This window comes from Arthrobacter terricola (genome assembly GCF_004354015.1).
Lineage (GTDB): Bacteria > Actinomycetota > Actinomycetes > Actinomycetales > Micrococcaceae > Arthrobacter > Arthrobacter terricola.
Genome location: NZ_SMRU01000007.1, coordinates 125,807 through 140,686, shown reverse-complemented (window position 1 = coordinate 140,686; position 14,880 = coordinate 125,807). Strand labels below are relative to the sequence as shown.

14 protein-coding genes are annotated in these 14,880 nt (G+C 65.3%); 5 read left to right on the top strand and 9 right to left on the bottom strand.

From position 1 onward, the window contains the following. Positions 1-118: 118 nt before the first annotated feature. Genes E1809_RS07775 through E1809_RS07765 form a run of 3 tightly spaced genes read right to left on the bottom strand, consistent with a single transcriptional unit; the run spans position 119 to position 3,353 of the window. Entirely contained in the window at positions 119-1,114 is a 996-nt protein-coding gene (locus E1809_RS07775; protein ID WP_133203652.1) for a transketolase family protein, read from the bottom strand. Further along, a complete protein-coding gene (locus E1809_RS07770) occupies positions 1,111-2,016 on the bottom strand; it encodes a transketolase (protein ID WP_235835501.1) in 906 nt (301 codons plus the stop codon). The genes E1809_RS07775 and E1809_RS07770 overlap by 4 nt, the downstream gene beginning before the upstream one ends. Further along, positions 2,016-3,353 carry an MFS transporter gene (locus E1809_RS07765; protein WP_133203651.1) on the bottom strand — a complete coding sequence of 446 codons (1,338 nt, stop codon included), beginning with the start codon at positions 3,351-3,353 and terminating at the stop codon, positions 2,016-2,018. The genes E1809_RS07770 and E1809_RS07765 overlap by 1 nt, the downstream gene beginning before the upstream one ends. A 217-nt stretch (positions 3,354-3,570) precedes the next feature. Here E1809_RS07765 and E1809_RS07760 point away from each other — a divergent pair, with 217 nt between their 5' ends. The 4 genes from E1809_RS07760 to E1809_RS07745 are packed head-to-tail and all read left to right on the top strand — an operon-like array spanning position 3,571 to position 7,497. Beyond that, positions 3,571-4,395, top strand: a complete 825-nt coding sequence (locus tag E1809_RS07760) for a sugar phosphate isomerase/epimerase family protein (RefSeq protein WP_133203650.1) — start codon at positions 3,571-3,573, stop codon at positions 4,393-4,395. Between the two features lie 41 nt (positions 4,396-4,436). Continuing rightward, complete coding sequence (locus E1809_RS07755) at positions 4,437-5,210, top strand: SDR family NAD(P)-dependent oxidoreductase (protein WP_133203649.1); 774 nt, start codon at positions 4,437-4,439, stop codon at positions 5,208-5,210. 32 nt (positions 5,211-5,242) lie between these two features. Beyond that, complete coding sequence (locus tag E1809_RS07750; RefSeq protein ID WP_133203648.1) at positions 5,243-7,009, top strand: dihydroxyacetone kinase family protein; 1,767 nt, start codon at positions 5,243-5,245, stop codon at positions 7,007-7,009. Then, positions 7,006-7,497, top strand: a complete 492-nt coding sequence (locus tag E1809_RS07745; RefSeq protein WP_285895662.1) for an RpiB/LacA/LacB family sugar-phosphate isomerase — start codon at positions 7,006-7,008, stop codon at positions 7,495-7,497. The genes E1809_RS07750 and E1809_RS07745 overlap by 4 nt, the downstream gene beginning before the upstream one ends. Before the next feature lie 89 nt (positions 7,498-7,586). Here E1809_RS07745 and E1809_RS07740 read toward each other — a convergent pair whose 3' ends face one another. Next, on the bottom strand, positions 7,587-7,844 hold the full coding sequence (locus E1809_RS07740; RefSeq protein ID WP_133203647.1) for a type II toxin-antitoxin system RelE family toxin: 258 nt from the start codon (positions 7,842-7,844) through the stop codon (positions 7,587-7,589). Continuing rightward, positions 7,841-8,089: a type II toxin-antitoxin system Phd/YefM family antitoxin gene (locus tag E1809_RS07735; protein ID WP_133203646.1), complete on the bottom strand. Its 249-nt coding sequence runs from the start codon at positions 8,087-8,089 to the stop codon at positions 7,841-7,843. Before E1809_RS07735 ends, E1809_RS07740 begins: the two co-directional genes overlap by 4 nt. A gap of 308 nt (positions 8,090-8,397) precedes the next feature. Here E1809_RS07735 and E1809_RS07730 point away from each other — a divergent pair, with 308 nt between their 5' ends. Further along, positions 8,398-8,610, top strand: coding sequence for a hypothetical protein (locus E1809_RS07730; RefSeq protein WP_133203645.1), 213 nt, complete (start codon positions 8,398-8,400; stop codon positions 8,608-8,610). A 74-nt stretch (positions 8,611-8,684) separates the two neighbouring features. Here E1809_RS07730 and E1809_RS07725 read toward each other — a convergent pair whose 3' ends face one another. The 4 genes from E1809_RS07725 to E1809_RS07710 form a co-directional block, all read right to left on the bottom strand. Continuing rightward, positions 8,685-9,695 (bottom strand): TolB family protein, encoded by a 1,011-nt coding sequence (locus E1809_RS07725; RefSeq protein ID WP_133203644.1) that lies wholly within the window; start codon positions 9,693-9,695, stop codon positions 8,685-8,687. Continuing rightward, positions 9,692-10,954, bottom strand: a complete 1,263-nt coding sequence (locus tag E1809_RS07720; protein WP_133203697.1) for an MFS transporter — start codon at positions 10,952-10,954, stop codon at positions 9,692-9,694. The genes E1809_RS07725 and E1809_RS07720 overlap by 4 nt, the downstream gene beginning before the upstream one ends. 142 nt (positions 10,955-11,096) lie before the next feature. Then, entirely contained in the window at positions 11,097-13,061 is a 1,965-nt protein-coding gene (locus tag E1809_RS07715; RefSeq protein WP_133203643.1) for an ABC transporter ATP-binding protein, read from the bottom strand. Next, the gene (locus tag E1809_RS07710) at positions 13,058-14,791 is read right to left on the bottom strand and encodes an ABC transporter ATP-binding protein (protein ID WP_133203642.1); all 1,734 of its coding nucleotides are present in this window, start codon (positions 14,789-14,791) and stop codon (positions 13,058-13,060) included. The genes E1809_RS07715 and E1809_RS07710 overlap by 4 nt, the downstream gene beginning before the upstream one ends. Between the last annotated feature and the right edge of the window lie 89 nt (positions 14,792-14,880).

The window sequence follows — 14,880 nt, the reverse complement described above, 5'->3', positions numbered from 1 at the left end:
AATGTCAGTGGTCGACTGTTTACAGTCGAACTTCTATGTGTCGATGTTACGGCAGAAGCGCGGCACCGGCACTTGCCGGTGCCGCGCTCCCGCCAGTTAATGGTGGGTTTCCGAGGAATCAGCCCAGTTCCGCGAGGACCTTCGCGACGATCCTCTGGACCGACAATCCGTACTTCTCGTGCAGCGTCGGGAGGGCGCCGGCGTCGAGGAACTCGTCCGGGAGCGCCACCGGAACCACTCGCTTGCCCAGGCCGGCGGTGACCACGGCAGAGGCGACGGTCTCGAACAAGCCGCCAACCACGCTGTGGTTCTCGAGGGTGACGGCCAGGCGGTCGGTGTTGACTTCAGCAAGGACGGTCTCGGCGTCGAACGGCTTGATGGTGGGTGCGTGCACGACGGCGACATCCACGTTGTGCGCGGCCAGCGCCTCCGCTGCCTGCAAGGCGCGCATGGTCATGAGGCCGCTGGAGACAAACACGACGTCGTTGCCGCCGCGCAGGACCTTGGCCTTGCCGAGTTCGAACGTGTAGTCGTATTCGTCCAGGACCGTGGGCACGTTGCCGCGGAGCAAGCGAAGGTAGGTGGGTCCTTCGCTGGCTGCCAATTGCGGCACGGCCTGCTCGATGTCCACGGAGTCGCAAGGATCCACGATGGTCAGGTTCGGCATGCCGCGGAAGATCGCCATGTCCTCGGTGGCCTGGTGGCTGGGACCGTAGCCGGTGGTCAGGCCGGGGAGGCCGCCCACGATGTTCACGTTCAGGTTCGGTTCGGCGATGTCGAGGCACAGGAAGTCATAGGCCCGCCGCGCGGCGAACACCGAATACGTGGAAGCGAACGGCACCAGTCCGGTTTCGGCCATCCCGGCGGCCGCGCCGAAGAGCAACTGCTCGGCCATGCCCATCTGGAAGAAGCGCTCCGGGAAGGCCTTGGCGAAGATGTGCATGTCCGTGTACTTGCCAAGGTCCGCGGTGAGCCCGACGATCCGCGGATCGGCTTCGGCCGCCTTCACGAGCGCGTGTCCGAAGGGCGCGGACGCTGTCTTCTGGCCCGGATCAGCGAACGAGGCGATCATCGCGGACGTCTTCAGCTTGGGCGCTTTCAAAGTGGTGCTCATCGCTCGGCCTTCCCGTTGAATCCTGCGCTCAGTTGTTCGCGGCAGAGCTGCCATTCGTGTTCTTCGATGCGCATGAAGTGCGCCTTTTCGCGTTCTTCCAGCAGCGGTACGCCGCGTCCCACCTTCGTGTCGCACAGGATCACGGAAGGACGTCCGACGGCGGCGGCCTGGGCGGCTGCGTTGTCGAACGCGGCGAGCAACGCACCGACGTCGTTCCCGTCCACCCGCTGCGTGTACCAGCCGAAGGCTTCCCACTTTTCGGTCACGGGCTCGGTCCGGAGGACCGTGTCCGTCTTCCCGTCTGCCTGCAGCGCGTTGATGTCCACCATCGCGGTCAGCATGCCCAATTGGTGGTGGTGCGCGCCCATCGCGGCTTCCCAGGTGGAGCCTTCGTCCAGTTCGCCGTCGGAAAGGAAATTGAACACCCGCGCGGTGGAGCCTTGCTGCCGGAGGCCAAGGGCCATTCCGACGGCGATCGCGAGTCCGTGGCCGAGCGATCCGCCGGAGATTTCCATGCCCGGCGTGTAGGTGGACATTCCGGACATGGGGAGCCTGGAATCGTCCGAGCCGTAGCTTTCAAGCTCCTCGACCGGGACGATTCCGGCCTCGGCGAGTGCTGCGTAGTGGCCGATCGCGTAGTGGCCCGTGGAGAGCAGGAAGCGGTCGCGTCCCTCCCAAGCGGGATCGTCTGCGCGGAACCGGAGCTGGTCCGAGTAGACCGTGGCGAGGATGTCCGCGGCTCCCAGTGCCTGGCCTACGTAGCCTTGGCCCTGGACCTCGCCCATGTTGAGGGCGTGGTGCCTGATCCGGTGGGCGGCCGCACTGACGCGGTCGATGCGTTCCATCGTGGTTTCTCCGAGCTTTCGTGTGGCGATTTCCGGGGCGGCTGCGGCGGGACCCATCAGGCGGTTACGGACTGGGGAGTGCTTTTGGTGGCCTCATCGGCCAGTTCACGCTCGCGCTTTCCCCAGGTTTCCTTCGTGACAATGGCTGCCCAGAGCCCGATCAGGGCGTAGGCGCCGAAGAGCAGTGCCGGGCCTACCCAGCCGAAGGCGACGAACAGGAGGGTGGTGATGAAGGGGGTGAATCCGGAGATCATGGCCGAGATCTGGTAGGCCAGGCTGGCGCCGGAAGCGCGGGTCTTGGCTTGGAAGAGTTCGGGGAACCAGGCGCCTTGGGCTCCGGCGAGGGAGTTCTGGCAGATCGCGTAGGAGACGACGATCGTGGCGATGACGAAGAAGAACAGGCCTGTGTTGACCAGCAGGAACATCGGAATCGCGAAGAGGACGGCGAAGGCGCAGGACCAGATGTACACCGGGCGGCGGCCGATCCGGTCCGTGAGCGCGCCCCAGGCCTGGGTGGCGAAGATACCGATGGCGGATGCGATGCACAGGGCGACGAGTGTCTGGGTCTTGTCCGCGAGGTGCTGGCTGTTGAGGTAGGAAATCATGTACGTGATGGACACTGCGTAGCCGGCGGTCTCGGCGATGCGGAGGCCGATGCCCTTGACGATGTTGCGCCAGTCGGTCTTGAGGACCTCAACGATCGGAGCCTTCACGATGTCGCCGGATTGCTTGACTTCGTCGAAGACCGGGGATTCCGGGACCTTGGAACGGATAATGAGGCCGACGATCACCAGGAAGATGCTCGCGAGGAACGGGATGCGCCACGCCAGTTCGCTGCCCAGCTGGACACTGAAGAGAAAGACGAGGTTGGCCAGCAGGAGTCCCACCGGGAAGCCTGCCTGGACGATGCCAGTGAATTTGCCCTTGGATTTCCAAGGAGCATGCTCGTAGCTCATGAGGATCGCCCCGCCCCACTCAGCGCCGAAAGCAAGGCCCTGGACAATGCGGACGAACACCAGCAGCGCCGGCGCGAACAGTCCCACCATCGCGTAGGTGGGGAGCAGGCCGATGGCGAATGTGGCCAGGCCCATGAGGATCAGCGAGGTGACCAGGACGGGCTTGCGGCCCACCTTGTCGCCGAGGTGCCCGCCGATGATGCCGCCAAGGGGGCGCGCAGCGAAACCGACGCCGAGGGTGGCGAAGGAAGCAAGCGTGCCGGTCACGGGGTCTGTTCCCGGGAAGAACGCGTGGCCGAAGTACAGCGCGGCCGCCGTACCGAAGCCGATGAAGTCGTAGGTCTCGATAACCGCGCCGACTCCGGAGCCGATTGCGACCCGCTTGGCGTCTTTGGTGCCGTGGACCGGCCCGCGCATTGTCAGAGCTTCGTTGCTCATGGGTGAATCCCTTTCGAAGAGCGACCGGAGCTTGGCACCCCGGCACTGTCGACTGTTAACAAATGATACGTCAGTGTGACCTGAATCATCCATGTCTGTCAACAGTCAACTTCAAGGGTTGACTGTTGACAGTTAACTTTCGTACTGTGGTTGTCATCACTACAGCCCACCCGGGCATGAACCACTGCCCACAGGGCATGACTGGAGGTCAACGAAGATGTTCAACTCCCGACTCGGTTGCTCGTCCATCAGCTTCCGTCACCAGGACCTGCCCACCGCCCTGCGCACCATCGGCGGACTGGGCTTCGAGGAGATCGACCTCGGCGCGCTGCCGGGCGTATGCGACCACGTTCCTTACGAACTCGACGCCGACGCCGTCACCGCCGTTACTGCCCAGGTCACCGCTTCCGGACTGGCGGTCCGTTCGGTCAACGGCGACATCGGGGACCTCAACGCAGTGCTCGACGCCGGCCAGCAGGCCAGCCGCGCACGGCACCTTGATGCCCTGCTCACCTTTACCGCCAACACCGGCGCCAAAGCACTCGTCCTCCCCTGTGGAGCGTTGTCCCACGAACCCGTCCGCAGCCTGGAAGAGGACCTGGACACGGTCGCGGCCCAGCTCATTGCCGCCGGGAAGCGCGCCGCCGAGTTCGGCGTCGAACTCTGGACCGAATCCCTGCACTTCCTCCGGTTCTGCTGGAACCTGGACCGCGCGGAACAGCTGGCCGCACGGCTGGCGGGATCCGGCGTCGGGATCGTCATGGACTTCAGCCACATCGTCGCGGCGAGCGAAGACCCCCTGGAGTACCTCGCCCGCCACGAAGGCAGGATCTCCCATGTCCACCTCCGTGACGCCGTTCCCGGAAACATCAACCTCAGCATCGGCAACGGCCAGACGGACTTCGCCGGCGGACTCCGCGCACTCGCGGCGAGCGGCTACAGCGGCCACTTCTCGCTCGAGCTGGAAACCCGCGACGTCACGCACGACGAGCGCCCGGCAGCCACCGCAAAGGCCGCCAGCTTCATCAGCGACCTCATCTGAACTCCCCCACCACCACCGCAAAGAACACTAGGAGCACCAACATGACCACCATCCAGCGCACCGCCGTCCTCACCGGCGCTACCTCGGACCGCGGCATCGGCATGACCACCGCCCGCCGCTACGCCAGCCAGGGCTGGGCCATCGCGATCCTGGACCTCGACGGCGAGAAGTCCGCCAAGGTCGCGGCCGAAATCGGCAACGAATTCAACGTCCCCGCCTTCGGTTACCAGATCGACGTCGCCAACGAAGGCTCCGTCAACGCCGCCTACCAGGCAGTAGCCGCCGAAGTCAGCGCGGGCAACCTTCCCGCCGTCGGGGCCCTCGCCAACATCGCAGGCATCACCTCGCCGGTACCGTTCCTCGAAACCACGCTGGAACTCTGGCACAAGGTCATGGACGTCAACGCCACCGGCACCTACCTCGTCACCAAGGCATTCCTCCCGGACATGATCGCCAACGGTTGGGGCCGGATTGTGAACATGTCGTCCGTTTCCGCCCAGCGCGGCGGCGGCGTCTTCGGCAAGGTCCCCTATTCCGCGGCCAAGGCCGCCATCCTCGGCTTCACCAAGGCCCTGGCACGCGAAATCGGCGAAACGGGCGTTACCGTCAATGCCATCACCCCGGGCGCGGTGGACACCAACATCCGCGTCGGCAGCACTGATGAGCAGGAAGCTGCCATCAACGCCGGCATCCCGCTGGGCCGCAACGCCACCACCGAGGAAGTGGCCGCAGTCATCACCTTCCTGTCCTCGGAAGAGTCCGCCTACCTGACGGGCACCACCATCGACATCAACGGTGGAAGCCACATCCACTAGCACTCGCCGCAACGTAGCCGAAAGAGCCCACGATGACCCGTATCTTCAATGATCCAGCCGACTTCGCCGACGAAGCCCTCGCCGGTTTCTGCGACCTCCACGCGGGCCTGGTGCGCCAGGTTCCCGGCGGGGCCGTGCGTCGCCACCGTCCCAGCCAGCCCAAGGTTGCAGTACTGGCCGGCGGCGGATCCGGACACTACCCCGCGTTTGCCGGCCTGATCGGTGCCGGACTGGCCGACGGCGCCGTGGTGGGCAACATCTTCACCTCGCCGTCCGCCCAGCAGGCCTACTCCGTCGCCAAGGCCGCCGAGTCCGGCGCCGGGGTGGTATTCACCTACGGCAACTACGCCGGGGATGTCCTGAACTTCGGAATGGCCAGCGAGCGCCTGGCGAACGAGGGCATCGCAGTGGAGAACGTCCTGGTGACGGACGACATCGCCAGCGCCACGCCGTCGGAATCCGACAAGCGCCGCGGCATCGCGGGCGACTTCACGGTCTTCAAGGTCATGGGTGCCGCCGCGGAGCGCGGCGACAACCTGGCCGACGTCGTGCGCCTCGGACGCAAGGCCAACAGCATGACCCGCACCATCGGCAGCGCCTTCCACGGTTGCACCTTCCCCGGCGCCGAAGCACCGTTGTTCACGCTCAAGGACCGGCAGATGGGGCTCGGCCTCGGCATCCACGGCGAGCCCGGCCTGCTGGACACCGAACTGCCGCCTGCGAAGGAACTCGGGCAGGAACTCGTGGCGCGGCTCCTGGCCGAAACGCCCGCCGGTGCGGGAAACCGGATCGCGGTGATCCTCAACGGACTCGGTTCCACCAAGCACGAGGAATTGTTCGTCCTGTGGCTCACGGTCGCACCGCTGTTGCGGGCCGCGGGCTACACCCTGGTGATGCCCGAAGTCGGCGAATTGGTCACGAGCCTGGACATGTCCGGTGTCTCGCTCACCATCACCTGGCTCGACGAGGAACTCGAACCGCTCTGGACCGCTCCCGCCGAGACTCCCGCCTACCGGCGCGGCAACGCCGCCCTGACGAGCGGTAGCCAAAGCGTTGATGAAAAGTCCGACGGCGGCATCGACGTCGTCGAATTCGCTGCCACTGCCGCTTCGCGCGAGTACGCGGCCCGTTGTGCTGCAGCGCTGGATGCCGCGCAGGAGACCATTCACGACGCCGAATCGCGCCTTGGCGACATGGACGCGATCGCCGGGGACGGCGACCACGGCCGGGGCATGGTCCGGGGAATCGACGCAGCCGTTGCCGCAGCGGCGAAGGCCCTTGGCGATGGTGCCGGAGCGGGCGACGTTCTGGGTGCGGCGGGCGATGCCTGGGCCGACAAGGCCGGCGGAACCTCCGGTGTCCTCTGGGGTGCGGGCCTCCGGGCCTTCGGCGAATCCATCGGCAATGAGGACGCCCCTTCGCAGGAGGAACTCGCGGCTGGAGTGACCGCGTTCGCTACGCGCATCACTACGCTCGGCAAGGCCGAAGTGGGTGACAAGACGATGGTGGACGCACTGCTCCCCTTCGCGGGCACCTTCGCCAAGCTCGTTTCCTCGGGAACCGCTACTGAAGCCGCGTGGGCCGAAGCAGCAGCTACCGCGACCTCTGCAGCGGAAGCCACGGCATCCCTCCGCCCGCTCAAGGGCCGCGCACGGCCGCTCGCCGAGAAGAGCCTCGGCACTCCCGATCCCGGGGCAACCTCCCTCGCAATGGTCTTCACCGTCATGGGTCCGTACTTCGCGGCCAGCCAGGCTGTCGCCGGAACCGGTGCCGCAAATGAAGCGGGAGCCATCGCATGACCACGAAAGGACAAACCATGGGCATCCGGCTCGTCTTGGGCGCCGACGAAGCAGGCGTGGACTACAAGGACCGCATCCTCAAGGACCTGGGCAGCGATCCGCGGATCAGCGAGATCATCGATATCGGCGTGAACCGCAGCGATGCTCCGGAGGACTTCACCAAGCCGTACCCGTACGTCGGAATCAAGGCCGGCGAACTCATCCGGGACGGCAAGGCGGACAGGGCCATCCTGTTCTGCGGTACCGGAATCGGCGTGGCAATCGCGGCCAACAAGGTGGACGGCATCCGTGCCACCACCGCCCACGATTCCTTCTCCGTTGAACGCTCCATCCTGTCCAACGATTGCCAGGTGCTCACGATGGGCCAGCGCGTTGTAGGCGTGGAACTCGCCAGCAGGCTGGCCAAGGAATGGCTCGGCTACGTGTTCGATCCGACGTCTGCTTCGGCGGACAAGGTCAAGGTCCTGACGGACTTCGAGGGCTGCTGAGGGTAGTTCCGCCAGTAGATCGTCGATGACCCGGACCCTCCACGCGCTCCGGGTCATCGACGAGGTAGTTCCGGCTGAGGGCCTATGATTCAGGGGTCGTACACGTCCTTGCGACGGCGGAGCTTCACCACGACGACCAGCAGCACGTCGCCCTGGACCGTGTAGATGATGCGGTAGTTTCCTACCCGGACCCACAGCCCGGGACGGCCTTGCAAGGATTTCGCTCCGGGTGGCCGGGGATCCCGGCCGAGCAATGCGATCGCGCCCTGTATCCGGGCACGGTCCTGATGATCGACCTTTCTGAGCGCCCTCAGGGCAGCCGGCCGGATTTCAATGCGGTAGCTCATTCCCAGCCCAGGTCAGCCTTCACCTGCACCCACGGGATATTGGGGCCTTCTTCGGCCATGGCGGCATCGAAGGAAGCGGCGTCTTCGGCATCTTCGAGAGCTTCGAGCATCCGCTCATAGCGTTCGGGGCTGATGAGAACAGCCGCGGTGTGTCCGCGCTTCTCAATGAAAACCGGTTCCGTTTCTGAAAGGCCGATCAACTCGGAAAAGTGGTTACGGGCCTCTGCGGCGCTCACAACAGACATACCTAAAATGTACAATTCGATCAGCGATATGTACATTAATTTCCCGGGCGATCCGGCCCCTGTGATGAGATTCACGGGCAACAAAAGGCCTCAAAGCTTGAGACACCCGGCCCGAGCTGTGCACCATGGAAAGACTCGGCGGGGACCTTCCCGGCCGGGTTGCCCAAGCTGGTGGACGCAATGAGGCCAAACCGGTGAGCTCTCCGAGCCGCCTGGATTAGTCTCAGGCGTTCATGGATTGGTCAAAAAACGGCTTCGCATAGGCGCGATGGCCATACAACCGGATTCATGAATGGAAGGACTAAACAATGACGTTTGAAACCGCCGACTCAGTAACCCTGAAGATTTGGGACCGCGCGAACGCGCACCACACGCTGGACGCGCTCGTGCACGACTTCTCGCTGCGCCACAACACCTCCAAAGCCAGCATCGACGTCACCTACGCGGGCCCCAACACCTACACCGTGAGCCTGAGCGGAAGCACGGCCAAGGCCGCCGCTTTCGACACCCACTCGCTGTAGCAACGGCTCCCGCACCAAACAGGGGACGACGGCGGAAGGCACCTTCCGCCGTCGTCCCCTGTTTTTAACTGCCCTTACTGCCGGACCACGGACGGCGACCACGCGTGTTCGATGAAGAGAGTGGGCTTGCCGCTTCCGTCGGCCGGAACGGACCAGATGTCGCTGTCCCCCACCGGAGCGCCGCGGGCCAGCCCGTAGAGGACGGTGCTGTCGTTGAGCCACTCGGCCTGGTCGTCGACGTTTCGGCCCTCGGCGAGCGTAGTCACCTTGCCCGTGGCCAAGTCGAGGACGGCCAGGATCCTGGTCTTCTGTTCGTTGGGATCGGCGGGCTTGATCTTGAACGCGATGCGGGTTCCGTCCGGGGACAGCGAAGGACATTCGACGCCGGTGTGGATGGCAGTGAGCGTCCGTTGCTTGATGCTGCCACGGACAAGCCAGTTCCTGTCTCCCGAGCCGACCGTGGCGTAGAAGGTGTCGCCGTCGTCGGCGAAGGTCACGCCCCAGACGTTGCGCTCCGCCGCGCTCAAGGTGACGCCGGGTATGTTGATGGTGAAGTTCTCGAGGTTGCCGAAGCTTTGCCCGTCGGACGCGGAGATCTCGGTGGCGGTCGAGAAGCCGCCAAGGTAGCTCGTGCCGGCGACGAAAACCGTGGAGGCCGCCAATGTCCCGTCGGCGGAGAGCCGGGCCCGGTTGGGCGCCCCGTCAAGCGTGCGGGTGCGCAGGAGGTGCCAATCGGCGTCGAAGATCTCTTCGTCCGTGGTGTTGGCGAGGCCGATCTTGGCATGCAGGCAAATGCGGCGGTCTGCCGCGACATAGATCCTGTCGCATGCCTGCGCCGTGAGCGTCCTGGGACCTTGCGGGTCCCCGACCGGGACCGTAGCAACCATGCCTTGGCCCTGTCCGGACGCTGTATTGCGGAAATAGATCAAGGGCCCCGCTGCGGCAGCGGAAGCGATGGAGGCTTGGGACGGCGCCCGCGACTGCTCCTGCTGGCGGGCGTAGGCCCACGCGCCGTAGCCTCCCGCACCCCCGAGGGCCAGGAGGACGACGACGAGGAGCACAAGGCTCCGGGCCCCCGTGTTCACGCCGTGGCTTGCTTGGCCGTGCGCAGCAAGCCGGCCGCCGCCGGCAAGGCAATCGCGAGCAGCAGGGCGACGACGCCCATGGCGGCCTGGCTGCCGATCGCGAACCACAGGAAGCCGAAGCCGGTCGAAGCGGCCAGGCGGGCCACAGCCACCACGGTCTGCGCGGCGGAGATGCCTGTCGCCGCGCCTTGGCGGGGCGAGAGGAGGCCGGCGAGCGCAGCGAGCACTCCATCCGTGGCCGCGTAGAAAACGCCCAGGAGGACGAGTGTCCCGACGGCGGTCAGCGGACCTCCCCAGGACGTCATGGCGCAAACATATGCCGCGAGGAGGGCCACGTGCCCGGCGATGAAGACCCGGGTCCGGCCCCACTTGTCCGCGAGCCGCCCCATGGGGATCGCCAGGAGCAAGTAGGCGATGTTCGTCCCGACGTACAGGAGCGGGAACCATTCGGGAGCGAAGGCCGTTCGTGCCTGGAGCACCAGGTAGAGGAACCCGTCCCCCACAGTCAGCAAGCCAAGCACGCCGGCCACCAGGAGGAGGCGGCGCATCCCGGGCGTATTGACGTCGCGGAACCGCAGCCGCGGAGTGGCCGGCTTGGGGTCGCGGACCTTGACGACGGCGGAACGTCGCCGCTCGTTGGGGACGAACAGTCCGAGGACCGCCAAGCCGATGAATGCGAACGCGAGCGAAGCGATGAAGACTACGTGGTATCCGTTCGGAATGGCCAGGAGGATCACGAACGCCAGCAATGGCCCAAGGGCAGCCCCCACGGTGTCGAGCATGCGGTGGACGCCGAAGGACCGGCCGATGTGCTCGGGTTGCGCGGCGAACCTGATCATGGCGTCGCGCGGTGCGGTGCGGATGCCTTTGCCGAACCGGTCGACGGCAATGACGGTCGCGAGCGAGGAGAAGCCGTCGGCCGCGAGCAGCCCGATCCTGGCAACCGCCGAAAGGCCGTAGCCAAGGAACGCAACCCACTTCGGAATGCCGACGCGGTCGGATGTCCAGCCCGCGGCGATGCGCACGGTGGCGCTGATGCCTTGGTAGATCCCGTCCACGAACCCGTACGCGATCGTGGACAATCCCAAAGACGCGGTGACGTACAGGGGCAGGACGGCAGCCACGGACTCGGACGAGACATCCGTCAGCAGGCTCACGATCCCCAAAGCGAGGATGGTGGGGGCCAGCTTGAAGGGCGGAACGGACCCGGGGCCCGAGTCGACCTTGCGACTGCGCCAGTCCGAGAGGGACAGATACATGACTGCTCCGATCGCTGCCATCACACGTGGCCCCGCCCCAGGCCGGCCCTGGGGCGGGTGCGTCAAGCCTCCCAATCAGCGCCTCGCGAAGGCAATGCGTGTCCCTACTCGAATTCGGGGCCGCAGGAGCGAGTGGCGGCGATCAGACCTCGGCCACCGGGGCTGCGAACTGTGCTTCGTACAGCCTCGAGTAGGCACCGCCGGCCGCTAGGAGCTCGGTGTGTGTCCCTTGCTCCACGATTTGTCCGGACTCCATGACCAGGATGAGGTCGGCGTCACGGATGGTGGACAAGCGGTGGGCGATCACGAAGCTCGTCCGGTCCGTGCGCAAGGCATTCATGGCCTTCTGCACGAGCACCTCGGTCCGGGTATCCACCGAACTCGTGGCTTCGTCGAGGATCAGGACCGAGGGACGGGCAAGGAATGCCCGGGCGATCGTGAGCAATTGCTTCTCGCCCGCCGAAATGTTGCTGCCTTCGTCGTCGAGCACGGTGTCGTAGCCTTCGGGCAGGGAGTGGACGAAGCGGTCCACGTAGGTCGCCTGCGCCGCCTCCAGGATCTCGGCTTCCGTGGCCTCCGGACGGCCGTAGGCGATGTTGTCCCGGATGGTGCCACCGAACAGCCACGTATCCTGCAGCACCATACCCATCCGCGAGCGCAGCTCGTAGCGGGACATCGAGGCGACGTCGACGCCGTCGAGGGTTATCCGCCCGGCATCCAGCTCGTAGAAGCGCATCATGAGGTTCACGAGCGTGGTCTTGCCGGCTCCGGTGGGTCCGACGATCGCCACGGACTGGCCGGGTTCGGCCACGAGGCTCAAGTCCTTGATGAGCGGCTTGTCCGCCGAGTAGGAGAAGGAGATATTCTCGAACGCCAGTCGGCCCCGCGTCATTTCGGGGACGGCAGCAGGCACGGGATCGGGACTCTGCTCCTCGGTGTCGAGCAGCGCGAAGACGCGTTCTGCCGACGCCACGCCGGATTGGAGCAGGTTGGCCATGGACCCGAGCTGGGCCAGCGGCTGGGTGAACTGCCGGGAGTACTGGATGAACGCTTGGACGTCGCCCAACTGCATGGCGCCCGAGGCCACCTGCAGGCCGCCCACCACCGCGATACCCACGTAGACCAGGTTTCCGATGAACGTCAGGGCCGGCATGATCAAACCGCTGATGAACTGCGCCCCGAAGCTCGCCGCGAACAACTCGGCGTTCTTGTCGCGGAAGCGCTGCTCCACTTCGCGCTGGCGGCCGAAGACCTTCACAAGGGCGTGGCCGGTGTAGGTTTCCTCGATTTGGCCATTCAACTCGCCCGTGTTCTTCCATTGGGCCACGAAGAGCTTCTGCGAGCGCTTGGCGATCAACATAGTGGTCACCAGCGTCAGCGGAATCGTCACCAACGTGATGAAGGCGAGGATGGGCGACAGCAGGAACATCATGAAGATGACGCCCACCACGGTCAGCAGGGACGTCACGGCCTGGCTGATCGATTGCTGGAGGCTTTGCGAGATGTTGTCGACGTCGTTCGTGACCCGGCTGAGCAGCTCGCCGCGCTGCACCGAATCGAAGTAGCGCAACGGCAGCCGGTTGATCTTCGCTTCGATCTGCTCGCGGAGCCTGTACACAGTGCGTTGCACGACGCCGTTGAGCACGTAGGCCTGGATCCAGCCGAACGACGACGCCAGGACGTAGAGGACCAGGACCCAGATGAGGATCGAGGCCAGGGCTCCGAAATCGATTCCGACGCCGGGTGTCAGGTCCATTCCTTTGAGCATGTCCGCTTTGGACCCTTGGCCGGAAGCGCGCAGGCCGTCGATGAGCTGTTGCTTGGTCACACCCGCGGGAAGTTGCTTGGAGACGACGCCGGCAAAGATCAGGTTGGTGCCTTCGCCAAGCAGCCGGGGCCCGATCACGGACAGGGTCACGCTCGAAACCGCCAGGACGAGGACGAGGACCAGCCACAAGCGCTCGGGCCGCAAGGTTCCCAGCAGCCGCTTTGCCGATGGCAGGAAGTTCATTGCCTTTTCGGCCGGGACGTTCATCCCCGCGAAGGGGCCTCCGCGGCCCGGGCCCATGCCGGGGCGGGGTGGGCGGTTGGGGCTTGCCGTGCTCATGCGGCCTCCTCAGCTGCCAGTTGGGAAGAAACGATTTCCCGGTACGTTTCGGACGTCTCCAACAGCTCGTCGTGGGTTCCGCGCGCCACCAGCCGCCCGTCGTCGAGCACCAGGATCTGTTCCGCGTCAGCGATGCTGGAGACGCGCTGCGCGATGATGACCATCGTGGCGCCCGAGGTGTGCCGCTTGAGTGCTTGGCGCAGTCTGGCGTCAGTCGCCGTGTCCAGCGACGAGAACGAATCGTCGAAAATGTAGAGCTCGGGCTGCTTCACGAGTGCCCGGGCGATCGCGAGGCGCTGCCGCTGGCCACCGGAGACGTTGGTGCCGCCTTGCGAGATCGGGGCATCGAGTCCGCCGTCCATTTGCTCCACGAAGTCCTGCGCTTGGGCGATGGCGAGCGCCTGCCACAGTTCCTCTTCGCTCGCGTCCGGCTTGCCGTAGAGCAGGTTGCTGCGGACCGTTCCGGAGAACAAGTAGGGTTTTTGCGGGACCAGGCCGATGTGCCCCCACAAAAGATCCGGGTGCAGCTCGCGGACGTCGACGCCGTCGATCCTCACCGAGCCGCTGCTCGCGTCGAAAAGCCGCGGCAGCAGGTTCACCAAAGTGGTCTTGCCGGCACCCGTGCTGCCGATGATCGCCGTCGTCTGGCCGGCGCGGGCCTGGAAGCTGATGCCGCTGAGCACCGGCTGTTCGGCACCCGGGTAGGCGAATCCGACGTCGAGCAGTTCCAGTTCGCCGCGGCCCGCCGTGGACGTCACGGGGTTCAGCGGAGGCGTGACGCTCGATTCGGTTGCCAGGACCTCGCCGATGCGGTCGGCGGAAACGGAAGCACGCGGGATCATGACAGCCATGAAGGTGGCCATCATGACGGACATGAGGATTTGCATGAGGTAGCTCAGGAAGGCGATCAGGGTGCCCACCTGCATGGAGCCGTCGTCGATCCTGAAGGAGCCGAACCAGATGACGGCCACGCTGGAGATGTTCAGGACCAGCATGACCACGGGGAACATGAGGGCCATGAGCCGCCCGGCCCGCAGCGCCATTTCGGTGACGTCCTGGTTGGCCGAGGCGAACCGTTCGGTCTCCATGCCCTCGCGCACGAACGCGCGCACCACCCGGATGCCGGCCAACTGCTCCCGGAGGACCCGGTTCACGGTATCGATCCGGACCTGCATCTTGCGGAACAACGGAACCATCCGCGTGACAATGAGGCCCACGGCTACGAGCAGCACGGGAACGCTGACGGCGATCAGCCAGGACAATTGCACATCCTGCCTGATGGCCATGATCACTCCGCCGATGCTGAGCATGGGAGCCGCGACCATGAGGGTGCAGGACATGAGGACGAGCTGCTGGACTTGCTGCACGTCATTCGTGGAGCGGGTGATGAGCGAAGGCGCACCGAAGCGCGTGACTTCCTGCTCGGAGAACTCCCCCACCCTGGTGAAGATGGCCCCGCGCAGGTCACGCCCCATTCCCATGGCGGCTTTTGCGCCGAAGTACACGGCGGTCACCGAACAGCTGATCTGGAGGAGGGTGATGAGCAACATGATGCTGCCGGTTCCCAGGATGTACCCGGTGTCCCCCTTCGCCACGCCTTCGTCGATGATGTCCGCGTTCAGTGTGGGAAGGTACAGCGACGCGATGGACTGCGCCAGTTGGAAAATGACGACGGCGATCAGCAGCCGCCGGTGTGGCCGCAGGTACTGAACAAGAAGTTTCCAGAGCATCGGTCTCCAAGGCGCGTAGTGATTCGAAGGCCAGTTTACGACTGGTTGCTGGGGGCAACTAGGGGGTTTTCTCAGGGCTTAGTAGGCTG

Excerpts from the sequence above, each read along its gene's own strand:
- E1809_RS07775 (WP_133203652.1), bottom strand. The coding sequence starts at position 1,114 with ATGAGCACCACTTTGAAAGCGCCCAAGCTGAAGACGTCCGCGATGATC.
- E1809_RS07770 (WP_235835501.1), bottom strand. The coding sequence starts at position 2,016 with ATGGGTCCCGCCGCAGCCGCCCCGGAAATCGCCACACGAAAGCTCGGA.
- E1809_RS07765 (WP_133203651.1), bottom strand. The coding sequence starts at position 3,353 with ATGAGCAACGAAGCTCTGACAATGCGCGGGCCGGTCCACGGCACCAAA.
- E1809_RS07760 (WP_133203650.1), top strand. The coding sequence starts at position 3,571 with ATGTTCAACTCCCGACTCGGTTGCTCGTCCATCAGCTTCCGTCACCAG.
- E1809_RS07755 (WP_133203649.1), top strand. The coding sequence starts at position 4,437 with ATGACCACCATCCAGCGCACCGCCGTCCTCACCGGCGCTACCTCGGAC.
- E1809_RS07750 (WP_133203648.1), top strand. The coding sequence starts at position 5,243 with ATGACCCGTATCTTCAATGATCCAGCCGACTTCGCCGACGAAGCCCTC.
- E1809_RS07745 (WP_285895662.1), top strand. The coding sequence starts at position 7,006 with ATGACCACGAAAGGACAAACCATGGGCATCCGGCTCGTCTTGGGCGCC.
- E1809_RS07740 (WP_133203647.1), bottom strand. The coding sequence starts at position 7,844 with ATGAGCTACCGCATTGAAATCCGGCCGGCTGCCCTGAGGGCGCTCAGA.
- E1809_RS07735 (WP_133203646.1), bottom strand. The coding sequence starts at position 8,089 with ATGTCTGTTGTGAGCGCCGCAGAGGCCCGTAACCACTTTTCCGAGTTG.
- E1809_RS07730 (WP_133203645.1), top strand. The coding sequence starts at position 8,398 with ATGACGTTTGAAACCGCCGACTCAGTAACCCTGAAGATTTGGGACCGC.
- E1809_RS07720 (WP_133203697.1), bottom strand. The coding sequence starts at position 10,954 with ATGTATCTGTCCCTCTCGGACTGGCGCAGTCGCAAGGTCGACTCGGGC.
- E1809_RS07715 (WP_133203643.1), bottom strand. The coding sequence starts at position 13,061 with ATGAGCACGGCAAGCCCCAACCGCCCACCCCGCCCCGGCATGGGCCCG.
- E1809_RS07710 (WP_133203642.1), bottom strand. The coding sequence starts at position 14,791 with ATGCTCTGGAAACTTCTTGTTCAGTACCTGCGGCCACACCGGCGGCTG.